20 protein-coding genes are annotated in these 25,771 nt (G+C 74.2%); 8 read left to right on the forward strand and 12 right to left on the reverse strand.

Annotated features, from left to right (window positions below; translation table 11 throughout):
- Positions 1 to 30: 30 nt before the first annotated feature.
- The 6 genes from egtD to LC193_RS11870 all read right to left on the reverse strand — a co-directional run bounded on the left by egtD (position 31) and on the right by LC193_RS11870 (position 7,241).
- Positions 31 to 1,002: an L-histidine N(alpha)-methyltransferase gene (egtD, locus tag LC193_RS11845; RefSeq protein ID WP_226073899.1), complete on the reverse strand. Its 972-nt coding sequence runs from the start codon at positions 1,000 to 1,002 to the stop codon at positions 31 to 33.
- 56 nt (positions 1,003 to 1,058) lie between these two features.
- Positions 1,059 to 1,784, reverse strand: a complete 726-nt coding sequence (egtC, locus tag LC193_RS11850) for an ergothioneine biosynthesis protein EgtC (RefSeq protein ID WP_226073901.1) — start codon at positions 1,782 to 1,784, stop codon at positions 1,059 to 1,061.
- Positions 1,784 to 3,124 carry an ergothioneine biosynthesis protein EgtB gene (gene egtB / locus LC193_RS11855; RefSeq protein WP_226073902.1) on the reverse strand — a complete coding sequence of 447 codons (1,341 nt, stop codon included), beginning with the start codon at positions 3,122 to 3,124 and terminating at the stop codon, positions 1,784 to 1,786. Before egtB ends, egtC begins: the two co-directional genes overlap by 1 nt.
- A gap of 19 nt (positions 3,125 to 3,143) precedes the next feature.
- Positions 3,144 to 4,457 carry an ergothioneine biosynthesis glutamate--cysteine ligase EgtA gene (gene egtA, locus LC193_RS11860; protein ID WP_226073903.1) on the reverse strand — a complete coding sequence of 438 codons (1,314 nt, stop codon included), beginning with the start codon at positions 4,455 to 4,457 and terminating at the stop codon, positions 3,144 to 3,146.
- Positions 4,458 to 4,636: 179 nt separating this feature from the next.
- Positions 4,637 to 5,830, reverse strand: coding sequence for a M20 metallopeptidase family protein (locus LC193_RS11865; RefSeq protein ID WP_226073904.1), 1,194 nt, complete (start codon positions 5,828 to 5,830; stop codon positions 4,637 to 4,639).
- Between the two features lie 37 nt (positions 5,831 to 5,867).
- Positions 5,868 to 7,241 carry an FtsW/RodA/SpoVE family cell cycle protein gene (locus LC193_RS11870; protein ID WP_226078560.1) on the reverse strand — a complete coding sequence of 458 codons (1,374 nt, stop codon included), beginning with the start codon at positions 7,239 to 7,241 and terminating at the stop codon, positions 5,868 to 5,870.
- A gap of 682 nt (positions 7,242 to 7,923) precedes the next feature.
- Between LC193_RS11870 and LC193_RS11875 the strand changes: the two genes are divergently transcribed.
- From LC193_RS11875 to LC193_RS11900, 6 genes are all read left to right on the forward strand, one after another.
- The gene (locus LC193_RS11875) at positions 7,924 to 8,937 is read left to right on the forward strand and encodes a sigma-70 family RNA polymerase sigma factor (protein ID WP_226073905.1); all 1,014 of its coding nucleotides are present in this window, start codon (positions 7,924 to 7,926) and stop codon (positions 8,935 to 8,937) included.
- A gap of 303 nt (positions 8,938 to 9,240) precedes the next feature.
- On the forward strand, positions 9,241 to 10,119 hold the full coding sequence (locus LC193_RS11880; protein WP_318842148.1) for a TetR/AcrR family transcriptional regulator: 879 nt from the start codon (positions 9,241 to 9,243) through the stop codon (positions 10,117 to 10,119).
- A gap of 93 nt (positions 10,120 to 10,212) precedes the next feature.
- Positions 10,213 to 11,736 (forward strand): MFS transporter, encoded by a 1,524-nt coding sequence (locus LC193_RS11885; protein ID WP_226073906.1) that lies wholly within the window; start codon positions 10,213 to 10,215, stop codon positions 11,734 to 11,736.
- A 202-nt stretch (positions 11,737 to 11,938) separates the two neighbouring features.
- Positions 11,939 to 12,700 (forward strand): DeoR/GlpR family DNA-binding transcription regulator, encoded by a 762-nt coding sequence (locus tag LC193_RS11890; RefSeq protein WP_226073907.1) that lies wholly within the window; start codon positions 11,939 to 11,941, stop codon positions 12,698 to 12,700.
- The gene (gene pfkB, locus LC193_RS11895; RefSeq protein WP_226073908.1) at positions 12,697 to 13,641 is read left to right on the forward strand and encodes a 1-phosphofructokinase; all 945 of its coding nucleotides are present in this window, start codon (positions 12,697 to 12,699) and stop codon (positions 13,639 to 13,641) included. The genes LC193_RS11890 and pfkB overlap by 4 nt, the downstream gene beginning before the upstream one ends.
- Positions 13,638 to 16,079: a fructose-specific PTS transporter subunit EIIC gene (locus LC193_RS11900; RefSeq protein ID WP_226073909.1), complete on the forward strand. Its 2,442-nt coding sequence runs from the start codon at positions 13,638 to 13,640 to the stop codon at positions 16,077 to 16,079. Before pfkB ends, LC193_RS11900 begins: the two co-directional genes overlap by 4 nt.
- Positions 16,080 to 16,140: 61 nt before the next feature.
- Here LC193_RS11900 and LC193_RS11905 read toward each other — a convergent pair whose 3' ends face one another.
- Positions 16,141 to 17,211 carry a P1 family peptidase gene (locus tag LC193_RS11905; protein WP_226073911.1) on the reverse strand — a complete coding sequence of 357 codons (1,071 nt, stop codon included), beginning with the start codon at positions 17,209 to 17,211 and terminating at the stop codon, positions 16,141 to 16,143.
- 117 nt (positions 17,212 to 17,328) lie between these two features.
- On the opposite strand from LC193_RS11905, the gene LC193_RS11910 reads away from it, so the two are divergent.
- Positions 17,329 to 18,012, forward strand: a complete 684-nt coding sequence (locus tag LC193_RS11910; RefSeq protein ID WP_226073912.1) for an AMP-binding protein — start codon at positions 17,329 to 17,331, stop codon at positions 18,010 to 18,012.
- A gap of 31 nt (positions 18,013 to 18,043) precedes the next feature.
- On the opposite strand, the gene LC193_RS11915 is transcribed toward LC193_RS11910, so the two are convergent.
- From LC193_RS11915 to LC193_RS11935, 5 genes are all read right to left on the reverse strand, one after another.
- Positions 18,044 to 18,622, reverse strand: a complete 579-nt coding sequence (locus LC193_RS11915; RefSeq protein ID WP_226073913.1) for an MscL family protein — start codon at positions 18,620 to 18,622, stop codon at positions 18,044 to 18,046.
- A gap of 126 nt (positions 18,623 to 18,748) precedes the next feature.
- Positions 18,749 to 19,177: an RcpC/CpaB family pilus assembly protein gene (locus LC193_RS11920; RefSeq protein WP_226073914.1), complete on the reverse strand. Its 429-nt coding sequence runs from the start codon at positions 19,175 to 19,177 to the stop codon at positions 18,749 to 18,751.
- 704 nt (positions 19,178 to 19,881) lie between these two features.
- Positions 19,882 to 20,736 carry an S-methyl-5'-thioadenosine phosphorylase gene (locus tag LC193_RS11925; protein WP_226073915.1) on the reverse strand — a complete coding sequence of 285 codons (855 nt, stop codon included), beginning with the start codon at positions 20,734 to 20,736 and terminating at the stop codon, positions 19,882 to 19,884.
- Positions 20,733 to 21,101, reverse strand: coding sequence for an FmdB family zinc ribbon protein (locus LC193_RS11930; protein ID WP_226073916.1), 369 nt, complete (start codon positions 21,099 to 21,101; stop codon positions 20,733 to 20,735). Before LC193_RS11930 ends, LC193_RS11925 begins: the two co-directional genes overlap by 4 nt.
- 197 nt (positions 21,102 to 21,298) lie before the next feature.
- Entirely contained in the window at positions 21,299 to 22,816 is a 1,518-nt protein-coding gene (locus LC193_RS11935) for a potassium/proton antiporter (RefSeq protein WP_264086297.1), read from the reverse strand.
- Positions 22,817 to 22,996: 180 nt separating this feature from the next.
- On the opposite strand from LC193_RS11935, the gene LC193_RS11940 reads away from it, so the two are divergent.
- A complete protein-coding gene (locus tag LC193_RS11940; protein ID WP_226073919.1) occupies positions 22,997 to 25,768 on the forward strand; it encodes a penicillin acylase family protein in 2,772 nt (923 codons plus the stop codon).
- Positions 25,769 to 25,771 lie beyond the last annotated feature (3 nt).

Below are 25,771 nucleotides of genomic sequence, written 5' to 3' on the forward strand. Positions count from 1 at the left end.
GGAGGGCGGGCGCCCGGGAGGCGCGGGCGTTCAGGACGGGGTGGCGAGCAGGACGGCGAAGCGCGACTGCGGGTCGGTCCACCAGTGGGCGACGGTGAGGCCGGCCCGGGCGAGTTCCTCCGTCAGCGGCTCCCTGCGGAACTTCACGGAGATCTCCGTGCGCAGGTCCTCGGCGCGCGCGAAGTCCGCGGTGAGCGCGAGGGCGGGGACCTCGACGCGGTGGGCGACGCGGGCGCGCAGGCGCATCTCGATGCGCTCGGCCTCGGCGTTCCAGATCGCCTTGTGGTCGAACGCGCCGGGGTCGAAGTCGGCGCCGAGCTCGCGGTTGAGGACGCGCAGGACGTTCTTGTCGAACGCCGCGGTCACGCCCTGGTCGTCGTCGTAGGCGCGGATGAGCGTGTTCGGGTCCTTCACCAGGTCGACGCCGAGCAGCAGCGCGTCGCCCTCGGCGGTGAGTTCGGCGCGGAGGCGGCCGAGGAACGTGGCGCGCGCCTCGGTGTCGAGGTTGCCGAGGGTGGAGCCGAGGAACGCGACCAGGCGCGGCCCGGGGTGCTCCGGCAGGGCGAGGTCGGTCTCGAAGTCGGCGACGGTCGCGGCGACGCGCAGGTCGGGGTAGTCGCGGCAGACGGCTTCCGCCGCGCGGTCCAGGGTGGCGGCGCTGACATCGACGGGCGCGTACAGCTTGAGGGTGCCGGCCGCGGTGAGGGCGTCGAGCAGGACGCGGGTCTTGGCCGACGTTCCCGAGCCCAGTTCGACGAGTGTCCGCGCGCCGGTGAGGCGCGCGGTCTCGTCGGCGTGGGCGTTGAGTATCTGGCGTTCGGCGCGGGTCAGGTAGTACTCGGGCAGCCGCGTGATCCGGTCGAACAGGGTGCTGCCGTGCTCGTCGTAGAACCACTTGGGCGGCAGCGTCTTGGGGCGTTGTGTCAGGGCCGCCTCGGCGTCGGCGCGCAGGGCGCGGGCGGCGTGGTCGGCGGGCAGGCGGCGGTCGAGCGTGATGCGCATGGGCCTTCTCCTTCTGGGTTCTGGCGGGTCTCGCGGGTTCTCGCGGGTTCTCGGGGTCAGAGCGGTTCGATCTCCGTGGTGGCGCGGGTGGCGAGCAGCAGGGAGTGGTCGGGCACCTCGTGCCAACCGGGTTCGTCGGGCACGGGCGCGGAGGCTACGGTCACTTCCGTTTCGTCGGCGCGGCGGTACCAGAGGGTGTCGCCGTGGCGGGTGGCCGCGATGGTGCCGCCGTCGGTGAGCAGCAGGTTGAGGCGCGCCTCCGGCCGGGCGGCGGCGGTGCGGCGGACGACGTCGGCGAGGGCTTCGCCCGGGGCCTCTCCCGCGGTGAGCCGGCGGCCGGCCATGGCCCACAGCAGCGCGGAGTCGCTGCGGGCTTCGAGGGTGAGGAGTTCCGCCGGGGCCAGCGGCTCGCGGGTGTCGGCGGGCAGCTCCTCCCAGCGCGGAACGGCCCCGTTGTGGCTGAACAGCCACCGGCCCAGGGCGAACGGCGCCGCCGCGGCCTCGTCGTGGCTGGTGCCGGGCGTCGCGGAGCGCACCGCCGCGAGGACGGCGCCGCTGTGCAGCACGGCGGCGAGGCCCGGGAGGTTGGCGTCGGTCCAGATGGGGACGGCGCGCCGGTAGCGCACGGGGCCGGCGCCGTTGTCCGGCGGGTACCAGCCGATGCCGAAGCCGTCGGCGTTCAGGGTCGGCGTCCACGACTGCCGGTAGAGGCTGTGCGGCGGGTCGGTGACGAGCGCGGCGAGGGGGCGGGTGGGGCCGAGGTAGGCGAGGTGGCGGCACATCAGCCCGGCTCCGCGCTGCGGCAGGTGCGGAAACCGGCGAAGATCTGCCGCCGTTCCGGCAGGTCCCAGTTGCGGAACGTGGCGCGGCAGGCGACCTGCCCCGTGGCGAACGAGCCGCCGCGCAGCACCTTGTACCTGCTGCCGAAGAACACCTCGCTGTACTCGCGGTAGGGGTGCGCGGCGAACCCCGGGTACGGCCTGAAGTCGCTCGCCGTCCACTCCCACACGTCGCCGAGGAGCTGCCTGGCGCCGCAGGGCGCCGCGCCGGCCGGGCAGGAGCCGGCGGGGGCGGGCTGGAGGTGCTGCTGGCCGAGGTTGGCGTGCGCGGGTCCCGGTGTGGTGTCCCCCCAGGGGTAGGTGCGTGAGGCGCCGGTCGCGGGGTCGTGCCGGGCGGCCTTCTCCCATTCGGCCTCGGTGGGCAGGCGCCGGCCGGCCCAGCGGGCGTAGGCGTCGGCCTCGTACCAGCTGACGTGCAGGACGGGCTCGTCCGGCGGCACGGGTTCGGTGCTGCCGAAGCGGCGGCGCAGCCAGGTGGCGCCGTCCCGGTGCCAGAACGCGGGCGCGGTGAGTCCCTCGCGGGTGCGGTGCAGCCAGCCGTCGGGGTGCCACCAGCGGGGTTCCTCGTAGCCGCCGTCGGCGATGAACCGCTGGTAGGCGGCGTTGGTCACGGGTGTGCTGTCAAGGTGGAACGCGGGCACGTGCACGCGGTGCGCGGGGCGTTCGTTGTCCAGCGCCCACGGGTCGGTGTCGGTGCCCATGGTGAACGGCCCGCCGGGCACGAGCACCTCGGGCGGCGGCGCGTCGCCCGGCGCGGGGGGCGGTGCGGGGGCGTCGAGCACGGCGGGACCGCTGCGCAGCTGGTGGGTGGCGAGCATCGTCTCGTCGTGCTGCTGTTCGTGCTGGGCGATCATGCCGAACAGGAACCCGTCGCCCGGGTGCGGCGTGGCGGCCAGGACGTCGAACGCGTGGTCGCGGACGGTCGCGAGGTAGCGGCGCGCCTGCCGCGGGCTGAGCAGGGGCAGCGCGGGCCGGTCGGCGCGCGGGTGCCGGAACGCGTCGTAGAGGTGGTCGAGGTCCGCGCGCAGCGGGGGCCGGCCGCCGGCGCGGCGCAGGAGCCAGATCTCCTCCTGGTTGCCGATGTGGCCGAGGTCCCACACGAGCGGGGACATCAGCGGGGAGTGCTGGGCGGTGAGTTCGGTGTCGGGCAGGCAGTCGGTGAGCGCGAGGGTGCGGCGCCTGGCGGCGGACAGGGCGATCCGGGCGCGTTCCCTGACGGGGACCGCGGTCGTTTCGATGGCGCTCTCCCAGGCGCCCTCGGGGGCGAGGGTGTCCTCAGTCATCGCCTGGCTCCTTCCGTGCTCATCGCCTGGCTCCTTCGAGCTGGTCGTCGGCGGGGCAGCGGCCTCGCGCGGGGTAGCGGTCGGCCCAGTCGGCGAGGGCGCGGCGCAGGGCGGCGTTGGCCGCCGCGTCCGCGGGTGCGGGTCCCGCGAGCGCGGCGTCGGCCGCGGCGAAGCAGGCGCGGGCCGCGTCGGCGAGCAGCGGGTCCGCGGGGCCGAGGCGCGCGGCGCGCAGCCACCAGTCGGGGCGGGGCAGGGGCCGGCCGCGGGTGAGCGGTTCGGTCGCGGCGAACGCGGCGTCGGCCGCCGCCGGGTCGTCGAGCAGCGTGCGGACGAGGGCGAGGGGAACGGTCCAGTCGTCGCCCGGCTGGGCGTCGATCATGCGGAGTTCGAGCCAGCCGCGGGGGCGCACGGGCGGGAACAGGGTGCCGAGGTGGTAGTCGAGGTCGGCGAGGCGGGGCGGGCGTTCGCCGAACGGGCCGCGCAGCCAGGAGCGGAACGTGCGCCCCGGGGGCGCGGTCCACGGCGCGGGCGGGGTGCGGCGGACGCACAGCAGGGGGGCGTCCAGCGCGTACGCGGCCCACGCGGCGCGCGGATCGGCCGGCGCCTCGGTGCCGTCGCCGGCGCCGGGCGGGCGGGTGCGGGCGGGGTCGATGCGGGCCCACACCGCCTGCCGGGTGGAGACCCAGCCGGTGGGTCTGCCGCGCCAGAGCGGTGAGTTGGCGAACGCGGCGACCAGCACGGGGCCGAGCCTGTGGGCGAGCTGCCAGCGGGCGCGGTAGCCGGTGATGCCCGCGGTCTCGTCTCCGGCGTCGACGCTGACCTGGACGGCCGCCGTCGCGCGCATCATGACGCGACCGGCCGGGCCGAAGCGGTCGAAGTAGTTCTCCATCGCGCGGTAGCGGGGGTGGTCGAGCAGGCGGGGCGGCGCCTGGCGGGGGTCGAGGCCGAGGCCGACCGGGACGAGTCCGGCCTCGGCGAGCAGGTGGCGCAGCCGGGTCACGTCGGCGGCGGTGGCGCGGACGCAGGCGGCCAGCGTCGGCGCCGGCCGGCTGCTCAGTTCGATCTGGCCGCCGGGTTCGCGGGTGACGCGACCGCCGCCGGGGAGCGCGTTCGGCGCGGCGAGGGGGGCGAGCGCGGCGTCGAGCGCCTCGATGGCGGGCAGGCGCGCGGGGTCGCGGGCGTCGCGGACCAGCCATTCGAGTTCGACCCCGGTGCGCACCGGGGGGCCGGTCGCGAAGCCGGTGGCGCCGATGTGGGTCTCGGCGTCGCGTTCCCCGAGGCCGGGTTCCGGCTCGCGGCGGGCCGGGGGGCCGACCGTCAGTCCCGTCGCCATGCGTGTCGCCCTCCTTCGGCCACCCGTCCGTTACGCCCGTTATGCGCCGGTGGCGTCGGATTCACGGTACGGCGGGTGGCGGCGGCACGCTCCGGCTGTGCCCCCAGTCGGTCGACACGGGCCCGCCGGCCGGCCGCGCGAGGCGGTCGGCGGGCGGGTCGGCGCGGAAGGCGGTCGGGTTACGCGGCGGCGGCGAGCCGGCGTACGGCGAGTTCGGCGTACAGGGCGGCGCCGTCGGGCAGGACTGCCTCGTCGAACGCGGCCAGCGGCGAGTGGTTGGCCGGAGCGGTGTCGGGGTGCAGGCCCGGCATGGTCGCGCCGAGGAAGATCATGGCCCCCGGCACGGCGTCGACGACGCGCGAGAAGTCCTCGGCGCCGAGCAGCGGCGTGTCCATGCCGCTGAACCGCTCCTCGCCGTGCACCTCGCGCACGGTCCCTGCGGCGAACGCGACCTCGGCCGCGTCGTTGACCGTGACCGGGTACTGCTCGGTGAAACGCGCGTCAACACCGAGCCCGTGCGCTGCCGCGATGCCCTCGCACACGGCGACGGTGCCCTCGCGCAGCCGGTCCCTGGTCGCGTCGGAGAAGCTGCGGACGGTGGCGGTGAACCTGGCGGTGTCGGGAATGATGTTGGACTGCGTACCCGCGTGGAACGTGCCGACCGTGAGCACCACCGGGTCGAACACGTCGAAGCTGCGCGAGATCCACGTCTGGAGCGCGGTGACCATCTCGCAGGCGGCCGGGACGGGGTCCTTCGCCCGGTGGGGCGCGGAGCCGTGGCCGCCGGCGCCGAGGACCGTGACGTCGAGCACGCTCGACGCGGCCATCGCCGGGCCGCCGCGCGTCGCGAACACCCCCGACTCCCAGGTGTGCGAGATCACGTGGAGGGCGTACGCGGCGACCGGGCGCTCCCCGGTTGCATCGAGCACCCCCTCGGAGATCATGTGCCCCGCGCCGTCGTACCCCTCCTCGCCCGGCTGGAACATGAACACCACGTTCCCCGCGATCCGGTCCCGGTGCGCGGCGAGCAGCCGGGCGGCGCCGGCCAGCATCGTGGTGTGCAGGTCGTGCCCGCAGGCGTGCATGCGCGCGGCGGGCGCGGCGAACGGCAGCCCGGTGCGTTCCTCGACCGGCAGCGCGTCCATGTCGCCGCGCAGCAGGACGGTCGGCCCCGGCCGGGTGCCGCGCAGCACGGCCGTCACGGAGCTGAGGCCGCGTCCCGCGGTGATGTCCAGGGGCAGCCCGTCGAGGGCGTCGAGCACTGTTTCCTGGGTGCGCGGCAGGTCGAGTCCCAGTTCGGGAACGCCGTGCAGCGTGCGGCGCAGGTGCACCAGGTCGTCGGCGAGTGCGGTGGCGTCGTCGGAGAGGTTCATGTCGGCCGGCTCCTTCTCTGGAACGCCGGGCACCGGGTCACGGCGCCGGGCGGGGGGTGTCGTCGGTGATCACCGGAGTGAGGATCGTGGCGTTGCCGGGTGGCTGGGTCGCGGCCCGGCCCGCGGTGTCGCTGACCCTGATCAGGAGGGCGACCAGCAGCCAGTTGGCCACCGTCGACGAGCCGCCCTGGGCGAGGAACGGCAGCGCCTTGCCGGTCAGCGGGATGAGCCCGGTGACGCCGCCCGAGACGATGAAGACCTGGAGCGCGAGCACGCAGGACAGGCCGGCGGCGAGCAGCTTGCCGAACGGGTCGGTCGCGGAGAGCGCCGCCTTGATGCCGCGCTGGATCAGCAGGGCGTACAGCAGGAGGACCGCCGTCACACCGGCCAGGCCGAGTTCCTCGCCGACGGTGGCCAGGATGAAGTCGCTGCGGCCCGCGAAGCCGACCAGGTAGGAGTGCCCCTGGCCGAGCCCCGTGCCGGTGAGGTCGCCCGCTCCGAAGCTGAACAGCGACTGCGCCAGCTGGTCGGAGACCAGGCCGGGCGGGCGTTCGCCCTCGGGCAGGAAGGCGGCCATCGGGTCGAGCCACGCCTGGACCCGGCCCTTGACGTGCGGCTGGGTCGTGGCCACGACGGCGGCGCCGACGACGGCCATCAGGCCGCCGAGCACGACCCAGCTGGTGCGCTGGGTCGCGATGTAGAGCATGAGGACGAACACGCCGAAGAAGATCAACGACGTGCCCAGGTCCCGTTCGTAGAACAGCACGAAGAGGCTGACGCCCCACACGAGCAGAACGGGTCCCGCGTTGCGCCCGCGCGGCAGCGCGAGGCCGAGCACGCGGCGGCCGGTGAGGGCGAGGGCGTCGCGGTTCGCCATGAGGTAGCTCGCGAAGAACACGACGATCATCACCTTGACGAACTCGCCCGGCTGCACGCTCAGCGGCCCGACGGTGATCCAGCGCTTCGCGCCGAACCGGTCGGCGCCGAACAGCGCCGGCGCCATCAGCAGCAGCATCGCCAGGGCCATGCCCAGGTAGGTGTACCGCTGGAGCATGCGGTGGTGGCGCAGCACGACCAGGGTCGCGACGAAGAGGCCGGCGCCGACCAGCGTCCACGTCACCTGGTCGGGGGCCGCGGGCGCCGACTGGTAGTTGTCGGGCGGGTAGTGCGTGGCGTACGCGTGGTCGAGGCGGTCGAGCAGCACGAGCCCGAGCCCGCTGAGCAGCACGGTGACGGGCAGGATCAGCGGGTCGGCGTGCCGGGCGAAGCGCCGCACCACCAGGTGGGCGGCGAGGGCGGTGCCGCCGAGCAGGGCCACGTGTCCCGGCAGGCCGGACGGCACCCGTTCGTCGATCGCGAGGCCCGCCGCGGCGTGCCCGGCCGCGGCGGCGGCCACGGCCAGCACGATCATGGCCAGCTCGGTGTTGCGTCGGTGTGCGATCCAGCGCGCGACCGCCGGGGGCACGCCCCTGGAGCGGTCGGGCCTGAAGCGGTCGGGCCTGGAACGGTCGGGACGCGGGGACGCCCCCGACGCGTCCGGCGTGCCGCGCGATCCCCGTGCCCGGGCGCGGTCACGGCTGTCTCCTCCGGCACTGCCACCGCTGCCCATGCACCCGCCCCCTGTGTCCGTCCGCTCCCCGGACGGGCCGGGTCCCCCGCCCGGCGGGGAAGGCACTGAGCGGCAACCTACCCGGGCCCGGGCAGGCACGTCACCAGGGCCGCGCGGGCACCCGCGGCGGCCTGCGGCCGGCAGCCCGTGGCCGGAACGCGCCGGGCGCCGCATGGCGGTGCGGGCGCTGGGTACCCGGACGCAACTAAGACAGCGTCCCGATCGTCTTCAGGGATGTGGAACGTGATGTGGGGAGCGCCGGAAGACAGGGCCCGCACCCGGCCCGTGCGCGCCGCCGGCCCCGTGGGGCCCGGGTCGAGCGCCTGTGAACGGGCAGGGTACTGCATCCCCGGCAAGAAGATGAGCGGCTTGGGAATTCTGTCCGGATTCCCGTCGTTGATTCGTTACGGACGCGGGAGGCAAGGGGGCATCCCGGGTCCGGTCCGGCAAGGACCACGTTCGATCACTTCGCAAGGGAGCACGTATGGCAACCCGTGCCGTCGCCCGGCGTCCGGACACCGATGACAGTGTCGGAGCGGCGGGCAGTGTCCGGTCCAGCGCAGGCAGCGATGCCACGGAGCGCGATCTGGTCGGCATGTACCTCGACGAGATAGCCCGCACTCCGCTGCTCGACGCGGCGAAAGAAGTCGAGCTGTCCCTCACGATCGAGGCGGGGCTGTACGCGGACCGCATTCTCCGGGGCGAGGAGCAGCCGGCCCGGGAGGGCGCCGCCGCCGCGGCCTCGCGCGAGGAGCTCGAAGCCCTCGTCGCCGCGGGCGAGCGCGCCAAGGACGCGTTCATCCGGGCCAACCTGCGACTGGTCGTCGCCGTCGCCCGCCGCTACCCGCGCAGCGGACTGCCGCTGCTCGACCTGATCCAGGAGGGCAACGCCGGCCTGGTCAGGGCGGTCGAGAAGTTCGACTACAGCAAGGGCTTCAAGTTCTCGACGTATGCGACGTGGTGGATCCGGCAGGCGATCACGCGGTCGATAGCCGACCAGTCCCGCACGATCCGGCTGCCCGTCCACCTCGTCGAGGAGCTGGGGCGCATCCGGCGCGTACAGCGGGAGTTCAACCGCGAGCACGGGCGCGAGCCGGAGCCCGCGGAGATCGCGACCGACCTGGGTTCGACGCCCGAGCGCATCCAGGACGTCCTCGACTGGGCGCGCGACCCGGTCAGCCTCAACATGTCGGTGGACGACGAGGGCGAGACGCAGTTCGGCGACCTGCTCGAAGACACCTCGGCGGCCTCGCCCGAGCAGTCCGTCCTGGTCATGATGCGGCGTGAGGGTCTGGAAGACCTGATCAGCCGGCTCGACGACCGCACCGCGGCCATCATCAGGGCCAGGTACGGCATCGAGGACGGCCGCGAGCGGACCCTCACGGAAGTGGGCAAGCAGCACGGCCTGACCCGTGAGCGCATCCGGCAGATCGAGAAACACGCCCTGCTTGAGCTGAAGCGCATGGCGAACGACTCCGGGTTCGACGCCGCCGCCTGACCGCGGCCGGGGCGCGCCCGCGCACCGCGCGCACGCCCCGACGCACCACAGGAGCACCGCCTGCGGGCCGCGCACCACCCCTCACGGGTGGTGCGCGGCCCGTTGTCGTTCCGGCGTACGTCGCGCACCCCGTCCGGTGCTGTGACGCAGCACACAGCAGCGCGCGAAATAAGCGGGGAGTCGTTCTCCGTTCGGAACGGTGTCCGACTCAACCGGGGACTTGGTCCCCGGTTGTTCCGCCCACGAACTCCGCGACCGGCAGACGAGCCGGCGCGCCGAACCGCCGGAGGGGGAAGCGGCAGCATGACCGCCACATCCGCGTCCACGCCATCGCCCACGCCGTCAGCGCCGTCCACGTCGTCCGGGTCCTCGGCCGCGACGAGCCCCGCGGCGTCGACGGCCGCGCCCGTGGGCAGGCGCGCCGCGGACGCGTGCACCCGGTTGCGCGCCGACGCCGTCCGCAACCGCGAACGCATCCTCCTCGCCGCCCGGGAAGCCATCGTCGAGCACGGCCCCGAGGCCCCCCTCGACGACATCGCCCGGCGGGCCGGAGTCGGGAACGCCACGCTCTACCGGCACTTCCCCGACCGGCACTCGCTGCTGTTCCACGTGATGCTCTACGTGAACGAGCGGATCGTCGAGCAGGCCGAGCAGACCCTGAAAACCGTCGACGACCCCTTCGAGGCCCTGTGCCGCATGGTGCTCGCCTCAGCGGAGGAACGGGTCGGCGGACTCTGCCCGATGCTCGGCTTCGGGATCGACCCCGAGGATCCGCAGCTGGTCGCCAGCCGGGAACGGATGCACCGCGTGACCCAGCAGATCGTCGACCGCGCGCACGAGTCGGGCGCGCTCCGCGCCGACATCGGCTCCGGCGACCTGCTGGTGGCCGTCGCCCGCCTGACCCAGCCCGTTCCCGGCACCCAGGAGGACCGCCGGAGCGACATGACCGAGATGGCGAGGCGCCACCTCCAGGTGTTCCTCGACGGGTTGCGCACACCCCCGCGCAGCCCGCTGCCAGGCCGGGCGAGCAACCTCGCCGACTTCAAGGACGGATTCTGCGCCCCGGCCGCCACCCGCTCCACCAGTGCCACCCGTTCCACCGCCGCCAACCGTTCCGGCACCGCGCCCCGCTCCAGCGGCGGGCACGGGCCCGGCGGCGGTCCGACGCCGGACCGACGCTGAATCCGGCTCTCCACCGAAGTCCTCACCCTCAACGGCTTCCAGCCGTCCTTCGCCCTGCCCACCGCACGAACGCAACGTGAGGTTCCCACCGTCATGCCACCCGAGAAGACCGCGAGCCCGGCTCGCGGCGCCCTGGACCCCAAGCGCTGGCACGCGCTGTTCTTCATCGCCCTCGCCCAGCTGATGGTGGTCCTGGACGGCACCATCGTGAACATCGCCCTCCCCACCGCCCAGGTCGACCTGGGCATATCCGACGGCAACCGCCAGTGGGTCATCACCGCCTACGCGCTCGCCTTCGGCGGACTCCTGCTGTTCGGCGGGCGGGTCTCCGACCTGTGGGGACGCCGCCGGGCGTTCATCGTCGGCCTCATCGGCTTCGCCCTGGCGTCCGCGCTCGGCGGCGCCGCGCAGAACGAGGCGATGCTCTACATCTCCCGCGCCCTCCAGGGCGTCTTCGGCGCGCTGCTCGCCCCGGCCGCGCTCTCGCTGCTGACCGTCCTGTTCTCCAACGGCAAGGAACGCGCCAAGGCGTTCGGTGTCTTCGGCGCCATCTCCGGCGCGGGCGCGGCCATCGGCCTGCTGCTCGGCGGCGCGCTCACCGACTACCTGGACTGGCGCTGGACGTTCTACGTGAACATCCCGTTCGCCGTGGTCGCCGCCATCGGCGCCGTGCTCTACATCAAGGAGCCCGAGAACGCCAGGAACCGCTCCACCCTCGACATCCCGGGCGCCGTGCTCGCGTCCCTCGGCCTGGTGGCCCTGGTCTACGGCTTCGCCCGGGCAGAGCACGAGGACTGGACGGAGCCGCTCACCGTCACGATGTTCGTGACCGCGGCCGTGCTGCTCGCGGCGTTCGCGCTCGTCGAGTCGCGCGTCAAGTCCCCGCTGCTCCCGCTGCGCGTGATCACCGACCGGAACCGCGGCGGTGCCTACGCCGCACTGGGTCTGGCGATCATCGGCATGTTCGGCCTCTTCCTGTTCATGACCTACTACCTCCAGGTCGTGCGCGGATACTCGCCGGTCAGGACCGGTGTGTCGTTCCTGCCCATGGTCGCGGGCATGATCATCGGCTCCACCCAGATCGGCGCCCGACTGGTCACGAGGGTCTCGCCGCGCGCACTCATGGCGCCGGGCTTCGCCGTCGCCTCGCTCGGCATGCTGCTGCTGACCCAGCTCAGCCTCGACACCTCCTACGTCGCGGTGATCCTGCCGGCTCAGGTGCTGCTCGGCCTGGGCATGGGCACCGCGTTCATGCCCGCGATGAGCCTGGCGACGGAACGGGTCAAGCCGACCGACGCCGGTGTGGCCGGCGCCATGGTGAACGTGTCGCAGCAGGTCGGCGGCGCCATCGGCACCGCGTTGCTCAACACCATCGCCGCCGGTGCCACGACCGCGTACCTCACCGACCACGCGGCGGGCGCGACGGACGAACAGCTGCTCGCGTTCAGCGCGATGGTCCACGGCTACACCACGGCCATCTGGTGGGCGTTCTTCATCGTGCTCGGCTCCGCCGTGATCTCGGCCCTGCTGATCAACAGCAAGGGAAGCAGCCGTGACGCGGAGTCCTCGGGCGACGACGCGGACGACGCCGCGCACGTGCCCGTGATGGTGCACTGAACCGGCCGCGGGAGGCCCGGCCACCCGCACCCGGCACGCGCCCCTCACGCGCCCGGCCCTCGCGGCACACCGCCGCGGGGGCCGGGCGTTGCCGTGCGGAGGCCCCCGTCCGCCCGCTCCCGACCTGTTCACACCGGAATGATCCGCGCGTACGATCCCGACCGGGACAACAGAATCGGGCACGGAACGGACCCAAACACACATGTACGCACCCGAGCGCCAGCAGGCGATCCTCGCCCTCGCGCGCACCCGCGGCCGGGTCGAAGTCCTGGCGCTCGCACAGGAGTTCCACGTCACCGCGGAAACCGTGCGCCGCGACCTGAAGACCCTCGTCCGGGCCGGCGTGCTGCGCCGTGTGCACGGCGGCGCCATCCCGGCGGGCCGACTGGACTTCGAACCCGGCCTCGGCGAACGCGAGGCCACCGCCGTCCCGGAGAAGGAACGCATCGCCCGCGCCGCCCTCCCTCTCCTCCCCGGCGAGGGCAGCGTCCTCATCGACGCGGGCACGACCACCGCCGCCCTGGCCGCCGTGCTGCCACTCGACGCCACCCTCACCGTCGTCACCCACGCGCTGCCGATCGCCACCAGGCTCGCCGACCATCCCGGGATCGACCTGCACCTGGCCGGCGGCCGGGTCAGGCACCGCACCCGGGCGGCGGTCGACGCCTGGGCGCTGCGCACCTACGGCGAGATCACCGCGGACATCGCGTTCGTCGCCACCAACGGTTTCGGCCCCGCCTCCGGCCTGACCACGCCCGACCTGGCCGAGGCAGCGGTGAAACGCGCCCTGATCTCCGCCGCCCGCCGCGTCGTGCTGCTCGCCGACTCGGGCAAGTTCGGACAGGAGCACTTCGCCCGCTTCGGCACCCTCGCGCAGGTCGACCTGCTGATCACCGACGACGGCCTGGCCGAGAGGGACGCGGCGAGCGTCGAGGCGGCAGGACCCGAGGTGCGCCGCGCGTGATCCTCACCGTAACGCCGAACCCGAGCCTCGACCGCACCTACGAGATCCCGGCCCTCGCCCGAGGCGCGGTGCTGCGCGCCGACGCCGACCGCGTCGACCCCGGCGGCAAGGGCGTCAACGTCTCCCGCGCGGTCGCCGCCGCCGGGCACCGCACCATCGCGGTCCTGCCACTCGGCGGTCCGGAAGGCGCGCTGCTCGAACGGCTGCTGACCGGGCTCGGCATCGAGGTCGCCGCCGTCCCCGTCACGGGCCGCACCCGCGTCAACGTCGCCGCCGCCGAACCGGACGGCACCCTCACCAAACTCAACGCCCCGGGCCCCGAACTGACCCCGGCCGAGTCGCGCGCACTGCTGAGCGCCGTCACGGCACGCGCCGGCAGCGCCACGTGGACCGTCTGCTGCGGCAGCCTGCCCCGCGGCCTCGACGACGACTGGTACGCCGCACTCGTCGCCCGCGCCCGCGGGACCGGCGCGCGCATCGCCCTGGACACCTCGGGCCCCGCCCTCACCCGCGCCCTGCCCGCCCGGCCCGACGTGGTCAAACCGAACACCGATGAACTCGCCACCGCCGTCCGCCGCCACCTCACCACCGTCGGAGACGCCGTCCTGGCCGCCGAGGAACTGCGGACGGCCGGGGCCCGAGCGGTGCTCGCCACACTCGGCGCGGCGGGGCAACTGCTCGTCGACGACACGGGCACGCACTGGGGCACCGCGCCGGCCACGCCGGTCCGCAGCGATGTCGGCGCGGGCGACGCCTCGCTGGCCGGGTTCCTGTCCGCCGGCGGCCGGGGGCCGCGGGCGCTGGCCGCCGCACTGGCCCACGGCGCGGCGGCCGTACGGCTGCCGGGCAGCGCCATGCCCGAGCCGGCCGACCTGCGGCCCGACGAGGTCGCCGTCACCTCGCAACCACCGCTCGAACGCCCGTTGGGAGCCGCGCGATGAACCCACTGATCACCGCGGATCTGGTCGACCTCGATCTCGACCGAACCGCCGCGCACCGCGAGGGGGCCGCCCGCGCCCTCGCGGCCCGCATGGCCGCCGCGGGCCGTGTCACGGACGTCGACGCCTTTCTGGCCGACGTGGCGGCCCGCGAGGCGCAGGCGCCGACCGGTCTCGAAGGCGGCATCGGCATACCCCACTGCCGCAGCGCCCACGTGACCGAGCCGACGCTCGCGTTCGGCCGCAGCTCGCGCGGCATCGACTTCGGCGCCCCCGACGGTCCGGCGCACCTCATCTTCCTCATCGCCGCCCCGGCCGGCGGCGACCGGGACCACCTGTCGGTCCTCTCCGCCCTGGCCCGCGACCTCATGGACCCGCAGTTCACTCGCGCCCTGCGGGAGACCGGGGACCCGGCCAGGGCGGCTTCCCTGCTCAGGGGGCCCTCCCCCACCCCCTCCCACCCCTCCTCCTCCGCCTCCCCGGCCCAGGTCGCCGGAGGCGACCCGGGCTCCGGCTCCGGGACGGGCACCGACGGGACCGGCACGGGCAGCGCCGACGGAACCGGGACCGGCGGGACCGGCGGCGAACCGGGCCCGCAGGCGCGGGCCGGCCGCGCGCCCCGGACACCCGCCGACGAACCGTCCAGCCGCGACGAACGGACGCCCGCCGCCGAACCGTTCGACCCCACGCCCCGGACACCCGCCGACGAACCGTTCGGCCGCGACGAGCGCACGCCTGCCGCCCCAGGCACCTCGCACTCGCCCGATGCGCACGCCGCCGAGTCCGGAGCGGCTCCGCCGGACGCACACGCCGACGGCGCACACCCGCCGCGGGCCGGGACACACGCACGGGCGGAAGGCGACGGGCCCGTGCCGCACGCCGGACGCGGCCCCGTTCCGGGCGCCGGGACGCCCGCGCGGGCCGACGGCGGCCGGGTGGAGGCCGAGGGAGCCGCGGCGGGCGGCACACCGTTCCGGATCGTGGCCGTGACCGCCTGCCCCACCGGCATCGCCCATACCTACCTCGCGGCCGAGGCGTTGCGGCGCGCCGCCGACGAGGCGGACGGGATCGAGATCGCCGTGGAGCCGCAGGGCTCCGGCGGCTTCGAACGCCTGCCCCCCGAACTCATAGCCCGCGCCGACGCGGTGATCCTCGCCCACGACGTGGAGGTGCGCGACCGGGCCAGGTTCGACGGCAAACCGACCGTGGACACAGGCGTCAAGGCCGCCGTGAGCCGTCCCGGCGAACTGATCGCCCGCGCCCGCGCAGCCCCGCCTCCGGACGGCGTCCCGGGAGCGAGCCGGCCCGCGCCGATGGAACGCGCCGCGGAACCCGGCGACCACCTGGGCACGCGCCTGCGCAAGTGGCTGATGACCGGCGTCAGTTACATGGTGCCGTTCGTCGCCGCCGGGGGCCTGCTCATCGCGCTCGCCTTCGCCCTCGGCGGCTACGAGATCAGCGACGCGCCCGCCGTGGCCGACCACTTCTCACCGGCCGAGGCCGACAGCTGGGCCGCCCTCGCCCATCAGATCGGCAGCACCTCCTTCACTTTCCTCATCCCCGTCCTCGCGGGCTACATCGCCTACGGCATGGCCGACCGCCCCGGGCTGGTGCCCGGCTTCACCGGGGGCGCCATCGCCGTGACCGTCGAGGCCGGGTTCCTCGGCGGCCTGGCCGCAGGCCTGCTGGCCGGCGCCGTCGTGCTCGGTATCCGGCGGGTCCGCGTCCCCCCGGCGCTTCGCGGCATCATGCCCGTCGTCGTCATTCCCCTCCTTTCGGCCGCGGCCGTCGGGTTGCTCATGTTCGTGGTCGTCGGCCGCCCGATCGCTGAGGCCCAGTCGGCGCTGACCGACTGGCTGAACGGGCTGGGCGGCGCGAACGCCGTCCTCCTGGGCGCTCTGCTCGGGCTGATGATGTGCTTCGACCTGGGCGGCCCGGTCAACAAGGTCGCCTACGCCTTCGCCACCGGCGGGATCGCCGTCGCCGACCCGGGGGACACCAGCCTGGAGATCATGGCCGCGGTCATGGCCGCCGGCATGGTCCCGCCGCTCGGGCTCGCCCTGGCCACCACCGTTCGCGGCCGGTTGTTCACCTCCACCGAGAAGGACAACGGCAAGGCGGCCTGGGTGCTCGGCGCCTCGTTCATCACCGAGGGCGCCATCCCGTTCGCGGCGGCGGACCCCCTGCGCGTCATTCCCTCCGCCATGGCCGGCGGCGCGCTCACCGGGGCCCTGGCCATGGCGGCCGGAAGCACTCTGCGGGCACCGCACGGCGGCGTGTTCGTCGTGCCGCTCGTCGGCGGACCCGCCCTGTACCTCCTTTCCATCGCGGCCGGGACCGTGGTCACCGCCGCCCTCGTGGTTCTGCTCAAACACCGCCGCACTGCCGACGGTCCCGGCCGCGGCCCGGCCCAGGCGCCCGGGGCGACGCAGGCTCGATGACGCCCACCCCGTCCGCGCCGACGCCCTCGCCCCCCAGCCTCCGGCGGCGCCCCCGCCGGGTCTACCGGTCGCCGTACAGCTCCCGGTAGGCGGGGAACACGCCACCCGGCGTGTCCGCGCCCTCGGCCGCCAGCACTCCCTTGACCACCGCGCGCGCCAGCACGTCGGCCCCCGCCGCCAGTACCTCGTTGAAGGCGAGCGCCGCCTCGATGGGAGTCGGCCCTTCCGGTCCCGGTCGACCGCCCGTGGCCAACGCGAACACCGTGTCGCCGTCGGTCATCAGGTGAGCCGGCCGTACCGCGCGGGCCAGCCCTCCATGTGCCGTGCCCGCCAGCTTCTGGGCCTGCGACGGCGACAGCGCGACATCCGTGGCCACGACGGCGAGCGTCGTGTTCAACGGGGGCCGCCCGGCCGGCGCGGACCGGCGAACCGTCTCGGCGCCGGCCTCGGCGAGCCGCCTGGCCGCCTCGGCGTGCCGCTCGGCCGACGGCGCCCGGCCGTCCCGCTCGCCGTACAGGGCACCGGAGCCCGGATCGACGGGCGAGCCCGCCGAGTTCACCGCGACCAGTGCCGCGACGGTGGCGCCGGACGGCAGGACGGCGCTCGCCGTCCCGATGCCGCCTTTGAAGCCGCCGGCCCTGGCGCCCGTGCCCGCACCGACCGTGCCCTCGGGAAACCCGGCCCCGACCTCCCGGCGGGCCGCGTCCTCCACCGCCGCTCGCCCGAGCACGGCGTCGGGCCGCGCCCGCCAGTCACCACCGCGGCCGAGGTCGAACAGGACCGCGGCCGGCACGATGGGCACCACCTCGGACGGGTCGGGCCCGACCTGGAAGCCCCGCCCGTGCTCTTCGAGCCAGGCGACGACGCCACCGGCCGCGTCGAGACCGAAGGCGCTGCCGCCCGTCAGCACGACCGCGTCCACATGGGTGACCAGGTTCCGCGGGTCGAGCACGTCCGTCTCCCGGGTTCCGGGACCGCCACCCCGGACATCGGCGGCGGCGACGATCCCGCCTTCCGGGGCGAGCACCACCGTCACGCCCGTGAGCCAGCCGTTCCCGACGCGCTGCGCATGCCCGACCCGAAGGCCCGCGACATCCGTGAGTGCGTCGAGCGGTCCAGGGGGGAGCGGCATTCCGTCATTCATGCCACCTGGGTACCACGCTCTTCGGACCACGGAAATCCCGGCGAACCGGCCCATGTACAGCGGACGTTTATCGGACGTCCAACGCGAACCGCGATGCTGCCCCTCATGTCGGGAGATCAAGGCGGACGGAACGGCGGCCCGGGGGAAGGCACCGGCCCGGCCGACGTACTGAGCCACGGGCAGTTGCTGTGGGAGAGCGAGCGGGCGGCGGGAGCCCTGGCCCGTCTCGGGGTGCGTGCGGGGGACACCGTCCCGGTGCTGCTGCCCATGTGCCTGGAGTCCGTGATCGTGACACTGGCCTGCGCCCAGTTGTCCGCGACGCGCGTTTCGCTGCCGGTGAGCAACCAGCACGGTCTCCTGCGCCATCGGCTCGGCGGCTCGGCCGTCCCGCTGGTGATCACGGCGGACGCCTGCCGTACGCGGGGCCGGGTGATCGGTACGAAGGCCGCGCTCGACCGCGCGCTCGCGGGCCGCCCGGACATCCACACCGTGCTGGTGGTGCCGCAGACGCCGCGCCCTGTCCCCTGGCAGCCGGGACGTGATCGCTGGTGGTACGAGGCACTGGCCCCGGTGAGGCTGCCGTCGCGGCCGTATCCTGGCGGCATGAGCGACATGTCGCGTCCGGGGCGGACGCAGCCGGACACCGGACGCGCACTGGATTTCGACGACCCACTGACGCGGCGGGCCCCCGACGACTCGGACCAGGGCTGGGGCGACCTGCCTCCCGGCGAGGCCGAGGCCGGGAATCTCGCCCGTCTTCTGCGCGAGAAGCCGCCCCACCACCTGTGACGGCGCCCGGCGCGGAGGGGCTGCGGTGCGGCTACGTCCCGCGCGGCCCCTCCGGCCGCTGCCCGTCCGGCACGCGGGCGCCGGAGTCCGCGGTCGCCGCCCCGGGGCTGTGCGTGCGCTGGGCCCCCACGGCGGCGTCCTCGCGGGCGGCCCGCTGAGCGACCAGCTCGTCGCGGATTTCCGCGAGCAGTTCCAGCTCCGTCTGCACCACCGGCGGGGCGGGGGCCTTCGCCCGGCGCCGTTCCAGGTAGCGGGTCAGGGGCAGGATCATCAGGAAGTACACGACAGCCGCCGTGATCAGGAAGGTCAGCGAGGCGCTCAGCACCGATCCCCAGCGGATCGGGATGCCTTCCACGACCTGGCCCGCCTCGTTCACCGTGCAGGGACCGCGCAGGCAGGACTGGTAGGCGTCCAGGTCCTTGGTGCCGAAGGCTCCGACCAGGGGGTTGATGACCCCTTCCACGACCGAGTTCACGATGTTGGTGAACGCCGCGCCGATGACCACGGCGACCGCCAGCTCCACCACGTTGCCCCGCAGGAGGAAGGTCCGGAAACCCTCCAGGGTGCTCCGGGCGCCCGCCAGGGCGCCCCGCTTCTCCTCGGTGACCACTGCGCCTCCCGTCGGCGCCGCCCACATCGCGGCGCTGCTCACGCTGCCTGAGCCGTCCAAGCTGCAACAGGCGGGTCGGCTCTGTCCAATTCCGCTCCCTCCATCCGGTGAGCCGTCCCAGTCCCTTCACCACCTGGTCACCGCCAGGTCGGCCGTGGCCGCCGCACCGGCGAGTGCGGCGGCCGTCCCGGGCGGGACCGACAGGACCAGCAGGGCACCGTGCGCGCCGGCCCCAGCCGCGTCCTCGGGGGACGGTTGCTCGGGCACGTCGGCGACCCGTGCCCGACGGGCCACGACCCGCGCCGGTGGCGCTTCCGCGCCGCTCGTCCCGGCCGCGGAGGCGGCCGTGGCGGCGAGGACGTCCACCCGGTCACCGGGGCGCAGCAGTCTCACCGCCTCCGCGTCGGCGATCCGTACCGGCGCGAGGACACGGGCCTCGTCCCTCGCGGGCGCGGCTGGGCCCTCGCGGGCCGCCGCGGCCGCGGGTGTCGGGACGTCGGTGCCACCGCCGCGCGGCACGGCGAACGCCACGGCCGCGGAGGCCAGGGCGAGCACGGCGGCGAGGCGCCGGCGATGCCGGCGCGCCGCCCGTCGCAGCCGCCATCGCCCGCCACGCGGTCGCACGGGAGCGAACGGGGGAACGACGGCGGCGGGCAGGGGCAGGCTCCGGACCGCCGCGGCCGGGGCCGAATCCCGTTCGGCCGCCGCGGGCCGGGCGCCGACCGGAACGCCGGGGCCGGGCGTGGGACGGGGAACGGGCCGATCCCGGACCCGCGGTGCGGCCCCGGGCGGGTCGGGGGCCGCCCAGGCGGGGACGGTGGCATCGGGAGAGGAAGGTGACAGAGAGGAGTGGGGCGGAGCCATCGCGTGAGACATGGCACTACCGTGCCCGGTTTCGCAAGATCCCGCCGACGCCTGTGGACAACCGGGCACCTGTGGAAAACTCGGTCACCCGTTCGAGCGATACGCGACGTGCCGTGCGGCAGGCTGCGGACGGTCGGCAACGGACCGCTACGGCCGGACCACCGAAAGCAGACGGTCGAAAGCGGACCACCGAAAGCGGGCGGCCGAAAGCAGACAAGCGGCGGTGGACCACCGGAAGCGGACCCCCGGAAGCCGACAGCCCGCAGCGGACAAGCGGCGGCGGACAGTCCGCGGCAGACGGCCGGGGGCCACGGCCGGGCCATGGGCAGCCGGGCACGTCGACACGGCGCGGCGAGGTGGCCGACACCACGACGGGACCGGCCCGGCGCAGCGGCCTACGGCAGCGCGATCCCCGGGTCCTGGCCCTCCAGCGCGGCGCCGCACGCGCAGTCCCGCTGCTCCGGCAGGCGCGCGACCAGGTCGAACAGCACCTCACGCAGGCGGTCGATGTTGGCGGCGAACACGTCGAGGACCTCGGCGTGCGACACGCCCTCGCCCGCTTCGGCTCCCGCGTCCAGGTCGGTGACGAGGGCGAGCGAGGTGTAGCAGAGCTCCAGTTCGCGAGCGAGCACCGCCTCGGGGTGCCCGGTCATCCCGACCACGGACCAGCCCTGCGCGGCGTGCCAGCGGGACTCGGCACGGGTGGAGAACCGGGGGCCCTCGACGACGCACATGGTGCCGCCGTCCACGGCCTGCCAGTCGTGGGCGCGTGCCGCGGCGAGCGCGGTCGCGCGCCCGGTCGGGCAGTAGGGGTCGGCGAACGAGACGTGCACCACGTTCGGCTGCTGCCCGTCCGCGCGCCGCGCGCCGTCGAAGAAGCTCTGCGGGCGGCCCTTGGTGCGGTCCACGAGCTGGTCGGGGACGAGCAGCGTGCCCGGGCCGTACTCGGGCCGCAGCCCGCCGACGGCGCAAGGGCCGACGACCTGGCGCACGCCGAGCGAGCGGAGCGCCCACAGGTTGGCGCGGTAGTTGATGCGGTGCGGGGGCAGGTGGTGCCCGCGGCCGTGCCGCGGCACGAACGCGACGCGGCGGCCGGCGATCTCGCCGAGCAGCACCGAGTCGCTGGGCGGGCCGTAGGGGGTGTCGACGGTGATTTCGGTCACTCGGTCGAGGAACGAGTAGAACCCGGACCCGCCGATCACCCCTATGTCGGCCCGCTCGGCGGTGGCGCCCCCGCCCGCTGCGCTCACGCGGCGGAGGCCGCGGCGTTCGAGGACGCCGAAGAGGAGGAGGACGACGAGGAGCCCGCGGACCCCGAGGAGGACCCTCCCGCGGAGTCGGACGACGAGGAGGTCGAGGAGGACGAGGAGTCGCTCCCCTTGCCGCCGTTCTTGCCGCTCTTGCCTCCGGACGCCGGCGCGCTGCTCGACGACGAACTGTTACGGCTGTCGTTGCGGTAGAAGCCGGAGCCCTTGAAGACGATGCCGACCGCCGAGTACACCTTCTTCAGCCGGCCCTGGCACGCCGGGCACTGCGTCAGGGCGTCGTCGGTGAACTTCTGCACGACTTCGAGACCTTCGTGGCACTCGGTGCACTGATACTGGTACTTCGGCACGTCTTCTTCCTCCTGGCACTCATGGTCATGGAGTGCTAACGACGCTCCATCGTGCAACATTCCGCCCCCGGAAGTCCACTGCCGGTGAACACCGGCCGCCCCGCCGGCCCCGCGCGGCCACCCGCCCCACCCGACCGCCGCCCCGCGCGGCCACCCCGACCGCCGGCCCGACCGGCGCCCCCCTGAGCCTCCCGGTCTCACTCCGCCCGCCTGCGCACCCCCGTGCTGCCGCCCGTGCCGAGCCAGCCGGCGAGCTTGCCGCCGCGGCCGACGGCGAGCAGCCGCCGTTCCACCGCGTCCCGCACCTCGTCCGTGGCCACGACGAGCAGTTCGTCCCCGTGCCTGAGCACCGTCTCCGGCTGCGGCACGAAGCTGCTGCCGTCGCGCACCACCAGGGTGACCGCGGCCTGGACGGGCAGCCGCAGCTCGCGGACCTCCACGCCGTTCATCCGCGACGCACCCGGGATCGTCACGGACAGCAGGTGGCCGCGGAGCCGGTCGAGCGGCGCGGACTCGATGTCGACGTCCACCGCCTCCCCCGAGCCCGCGAGGCCGAGCCGCCGCGCGACCCAGGGCAGCGTGGGCCCCTGCACGAGCGTGTAGACGGTGACAAGGACGAAGACGACGGAGAAGATGCGTTCGCTGTCCTCGACGCCGCCGACGACCGGGATCGTGGCGAGCACGATCGGCACGGCGCCGCGCAGCCCGGCCCAGGAGAGCATGGCCTGTTCGCGCCAGGGCCGCCGGAACGGCAGCAGCGCGACCACGACCGACAGCGGCCTGGCGAGTAGCGTCAGCGCGCCGCCCACGATGAGCGCGGGCCCGATGTCGTCCCCCAGCGCGTCCGGGTCGACGAGCATGCCGAGCAGCACGAAGAGGCCGATCTGCGCGACCCACGCCACCGCGTCGGCGAACCCGCGGGTCGCCGGCCGGTGCGGGAGCCGGGAGTTGCCGAGCAGCAACGCGGCGATGTAGACGGCGAGGAAGCCGCTGCCGTGCAGCAGCGCGCCCCCGGCGTACGCCACGACGGTCAGCGCCAGCACGGCGATGGGGTAGAGGCCGGAGGCCGGCAGCGCGACGTGCCGGAGGGCCAGGGCCCCGGCCCGGCCGACGGCGAGGCCCGCGGCGAGCCCGACGGCCAGTTCGAGCACCATTTCGCCGAGCAGGACGTACCAGTGCCCCGCGGGGTCGTGGGTCGTGGAGAAGGCGACGACGAGGATGATCACGGGTGCGTCGTTGAAGCCGGACTCGGCTTCGAGCACGCCGGTCAGCCGGCGCGGCAGCGGGACGCGGCGCAGCACGGAGAACACGGCGGCGGCGTCGGTCGAGGACACCACGGCGCCCATCACGAGGGCCGCTTCCCAGGGGAATCCGGCCAGGTAGTGGGCCGCCGCGGCGGTGACGGCGACGCTGACCGCGACGCCCGCGGTGGCGAGCGCGGCGGCGGCCGGCACGGCGGGGCGGATGTCGTGCCAGCGGGTGCTGAGGCCGCCCTCGGCGAGGATGACCACGAGCGCCGCGTAGCCGAGCACCTGGGCCAGCTCCGCGTCGCTGAACTCGATGCCGAGCCCGTCCCGTCCGAGCAGCATGCCGATGGCGAGGTAGAGCAGGAGCGACGGCAGGCCGCTGCGCGACGTGAGCCGGACGGCGGCGACCGCCACGAGCAGCACGAGGGCGCCGGCGAACATCAGCTCGTTGAGGCGGTCGACAGTCAGCGGCGGTCCTTCCTCCCGGGGGCGGAGGCAGCGTACCGGGTCGGCAGTTCACGGCCTTTGCGGCGAATTTACCAGCATATGAACGCGGCGCCCGGGGGCTGTGACTCCCCGTAGGCTCACCTCAGTGGCCGTATGTCTATGGTTGCCTCCTACCGCTCAGCTGCCCTGTGAAGGACAGAGATGCCCGCCAAGAAGCCCAGGCGACGCGGTCGTCTGACCGTGATCGCTCTCGTAATGCTGCTCGTGGCCGCGCTCGGCTACGGCGCCTACTGGAGCGTCAGCACCGTGCGGGCCTCCTTCCCGCAGGTCTCGGGCGAGATCGCGATCGACGGCCTGTCCGCGCCCGTGACCGTCTCCCGGGACGGGAACGGAATTCCCCAGCTGTACGCCGACTCGGCGGAGGACCTGTTCCGCGCCCAGGGGTATGTGCACGCGCAGGACCGTTTCTGGGAAATGGACGTCCGGCGCCACATGACGGCGGGACGGCTCTCCGAGATGTTCGGGGAGGAGCAGGTCGAGACGGACGCGTTCCTGCGGACGCTCGGCTGGCACGACGTCGCGCAGCGGGAGTACGACGAGCTCCTCTCCGAGGAGACCAAGGCGTATCTCCAGGCATACGCGGACGGCGTCAACGCCTACCTGGCCGAGAACAGCGGCGAGGAGATCTCCGTCGAGTACGCGGCGCTCGGTTTCGTCAACGACTACGAGCCGGAGGAGTGGGAGCCCGTCGACTCCGTGGCCTGGCTGAAGGCGATGGCCTGGGACCTGCGCGGCAACATGCAGGAGGAGATCGACCGTTCGCTGCTGGCCACCCGGCTGAGCCCGGAGGAGATCGAGGAGCTGTACCCGGAGTACCCGTACGACCGGAACAACCCGATCGTCCAGGAGACGGACGCGGAGGGCGGGAGCGCCGCGGGCGAGGGCACGTCCCTCGACGGGACGCTGCCGGGGGACGGGGTGGCCGACGACGGCGTGGCCGACGACGGGTTCACCGGTGTCGGCCTGCCCGCGGACGCCGAGGAGGCGCTCGGCGGCGCGTCCGCGCAGCTGTCCTCGGTGGCCGACAGCCTGGACACCGTGCCCGCGCTGCTCGGCACGAACGGCAGCGGCATCGGGTCCAACTCGTGGGTCGTCCACGGCGACTACACCACCACCGGCCTCCCGCTGCTGGCCAACGACCCGCACCTGGCGCCGTCCCTGCCCGGCGTGTGGTACCAGATGGGGCTGCACTGCTCGGAGGTGTCGGCCGAGTGCCCGTTCGCCGTTTCCGGGTTCACGTTCGCCGGAATGCCGGGCGTCGTCATCGGCCACAACCAGGACATCGCGTGGGGCCTGACCAACCTCGGCGCGGACGTGACCGATCTGCGGCTGGAAAAGCTCAACGACGGCAACTACCTGCGTGACGGCGAGCAGATCCCGTACGAGACCCGCAGCGAAACAATCAACGTGGCGGGCGGCGAGCCCCGCGAGATCACGGTCCGCTCCACCGGCAACGGCCCGATCATCTCCGACCGCGGTGAGGAGTACGCCGACGTCGGCGACAGCGCCCCGGTCGACTCGGCCGCGCCCGACCGCGGCGAGGGCTACGCCGTCTCCCTCAGCTGGACCGCGCTCGAACCGTCCCGCACGATGGACGCCGTCTTCTCGCTCAACGCCGCGTCCGGCTGGGAGGAGTTCCGCGCCGCCGCCGAGGACTTCGCCGTGCCCTCGCAGAACCTGATCTACGCGGACACCGAGGGCAACATCGGCTACCAGGCCCCCGGCCTCATCCCGATCCGCGGCGAGGGGGACGGCCGTTACCCCTCGCCCGGCTGGGACTCCGCCTACGACTGGGCCGATGAGTACATCCCGCAGGACGAGCTGCCCTGGGAGTTCAACCCCGAACGCGGCTACATCGTCACGGCCAACCAGGCCGTCGTCGGCGACGACTACGGCTACCGGCTGACCGACGACTGGAGCTACGGCACCCGCAGCCAGCGCATCGAGGACCTCATCCGCGGCACGATCGAGGACGGAGGCAAGATCTCGACCGGCGACATGCAGGACATCCAGCTCGACAACAGCAACGAGATGGCCAAGCTGCTCGTCCCCCACCTGCTGCGCATCGACATCTCCGACCCCTACGTGCGCGAGGCGCAGGCGCTCCTCGAAGGGTGGGACTACACCCAGGACGCCGACTCCCCGGCCGCCGCCTACTACAACGCGGTGTGGCGCAACGTCCTCCAGCTGGCGTTCGGCAACAAGCTGCCCAAGGAACTGCGCGTCGAGGGCCAGTGCCTGAGCGTCCCGCCGGCCGACGAGTCGCAGCCGCTGGAGAACCTCGACGGCGGCGACCGGATGATCACCGAGTGCGGCGAACGTTCCCCCGAGACCGCGCAGCCCGACGGCGGCGACCGGTGGTTCGAGGTGGTCAGGGGCCTCCTCGATGACCCGGAGAACCCCTGGTGGACCGTGCCGGAGACGGACACCGAGCAGGCCGTCGAGCACCGTGACGACCTGCTGGCCCGCGCCATGCGCGACGCCCGCTGGGAACTGACCGCCGAGCTGGGCAAGGACATCGACACCTGGAGCTGGGGCCGGCTGCACCGGCTGATGCTGAACAACCAGACCCTGGGCACCGAGGGTCCTGGCCCCGTGCAGTGGATGCTCAACCGCGGCCCGTGGAACATCGCCGGCGGCACCGACGCCGTCGACGCCAGCGGCTGGAACGCGGCCGGCGGCTACGACATCACCTGGGTGCCGTCCATGCGGATGGTCGTGAGTCTCGACAACTTCGACGACTCCCTGTGGATCAACCTCACGGGCGCGTCGGGACACGCCTACCACGGCAACTACACCGACCAGACCGACCTGTGGGCCAGGGGCGAGTACCTGCCGTGGGCGTTCAGCCGCGAGGCGGTGGAGGAGCGGGCGGAGAACACCCTGACCCTCACGCCCGCGAACGCCTCCTGACGC

The sequence above is a fragment of the Streptomyces marincola genome (assembly GCF_020410765.1).
Taxonomy (GTDB): Bacteria; Actinomycetota; Actinomycetes; order Streptomycetales; family Streptomycetaceae; genus Streptomyces; species Streptomyces marincola.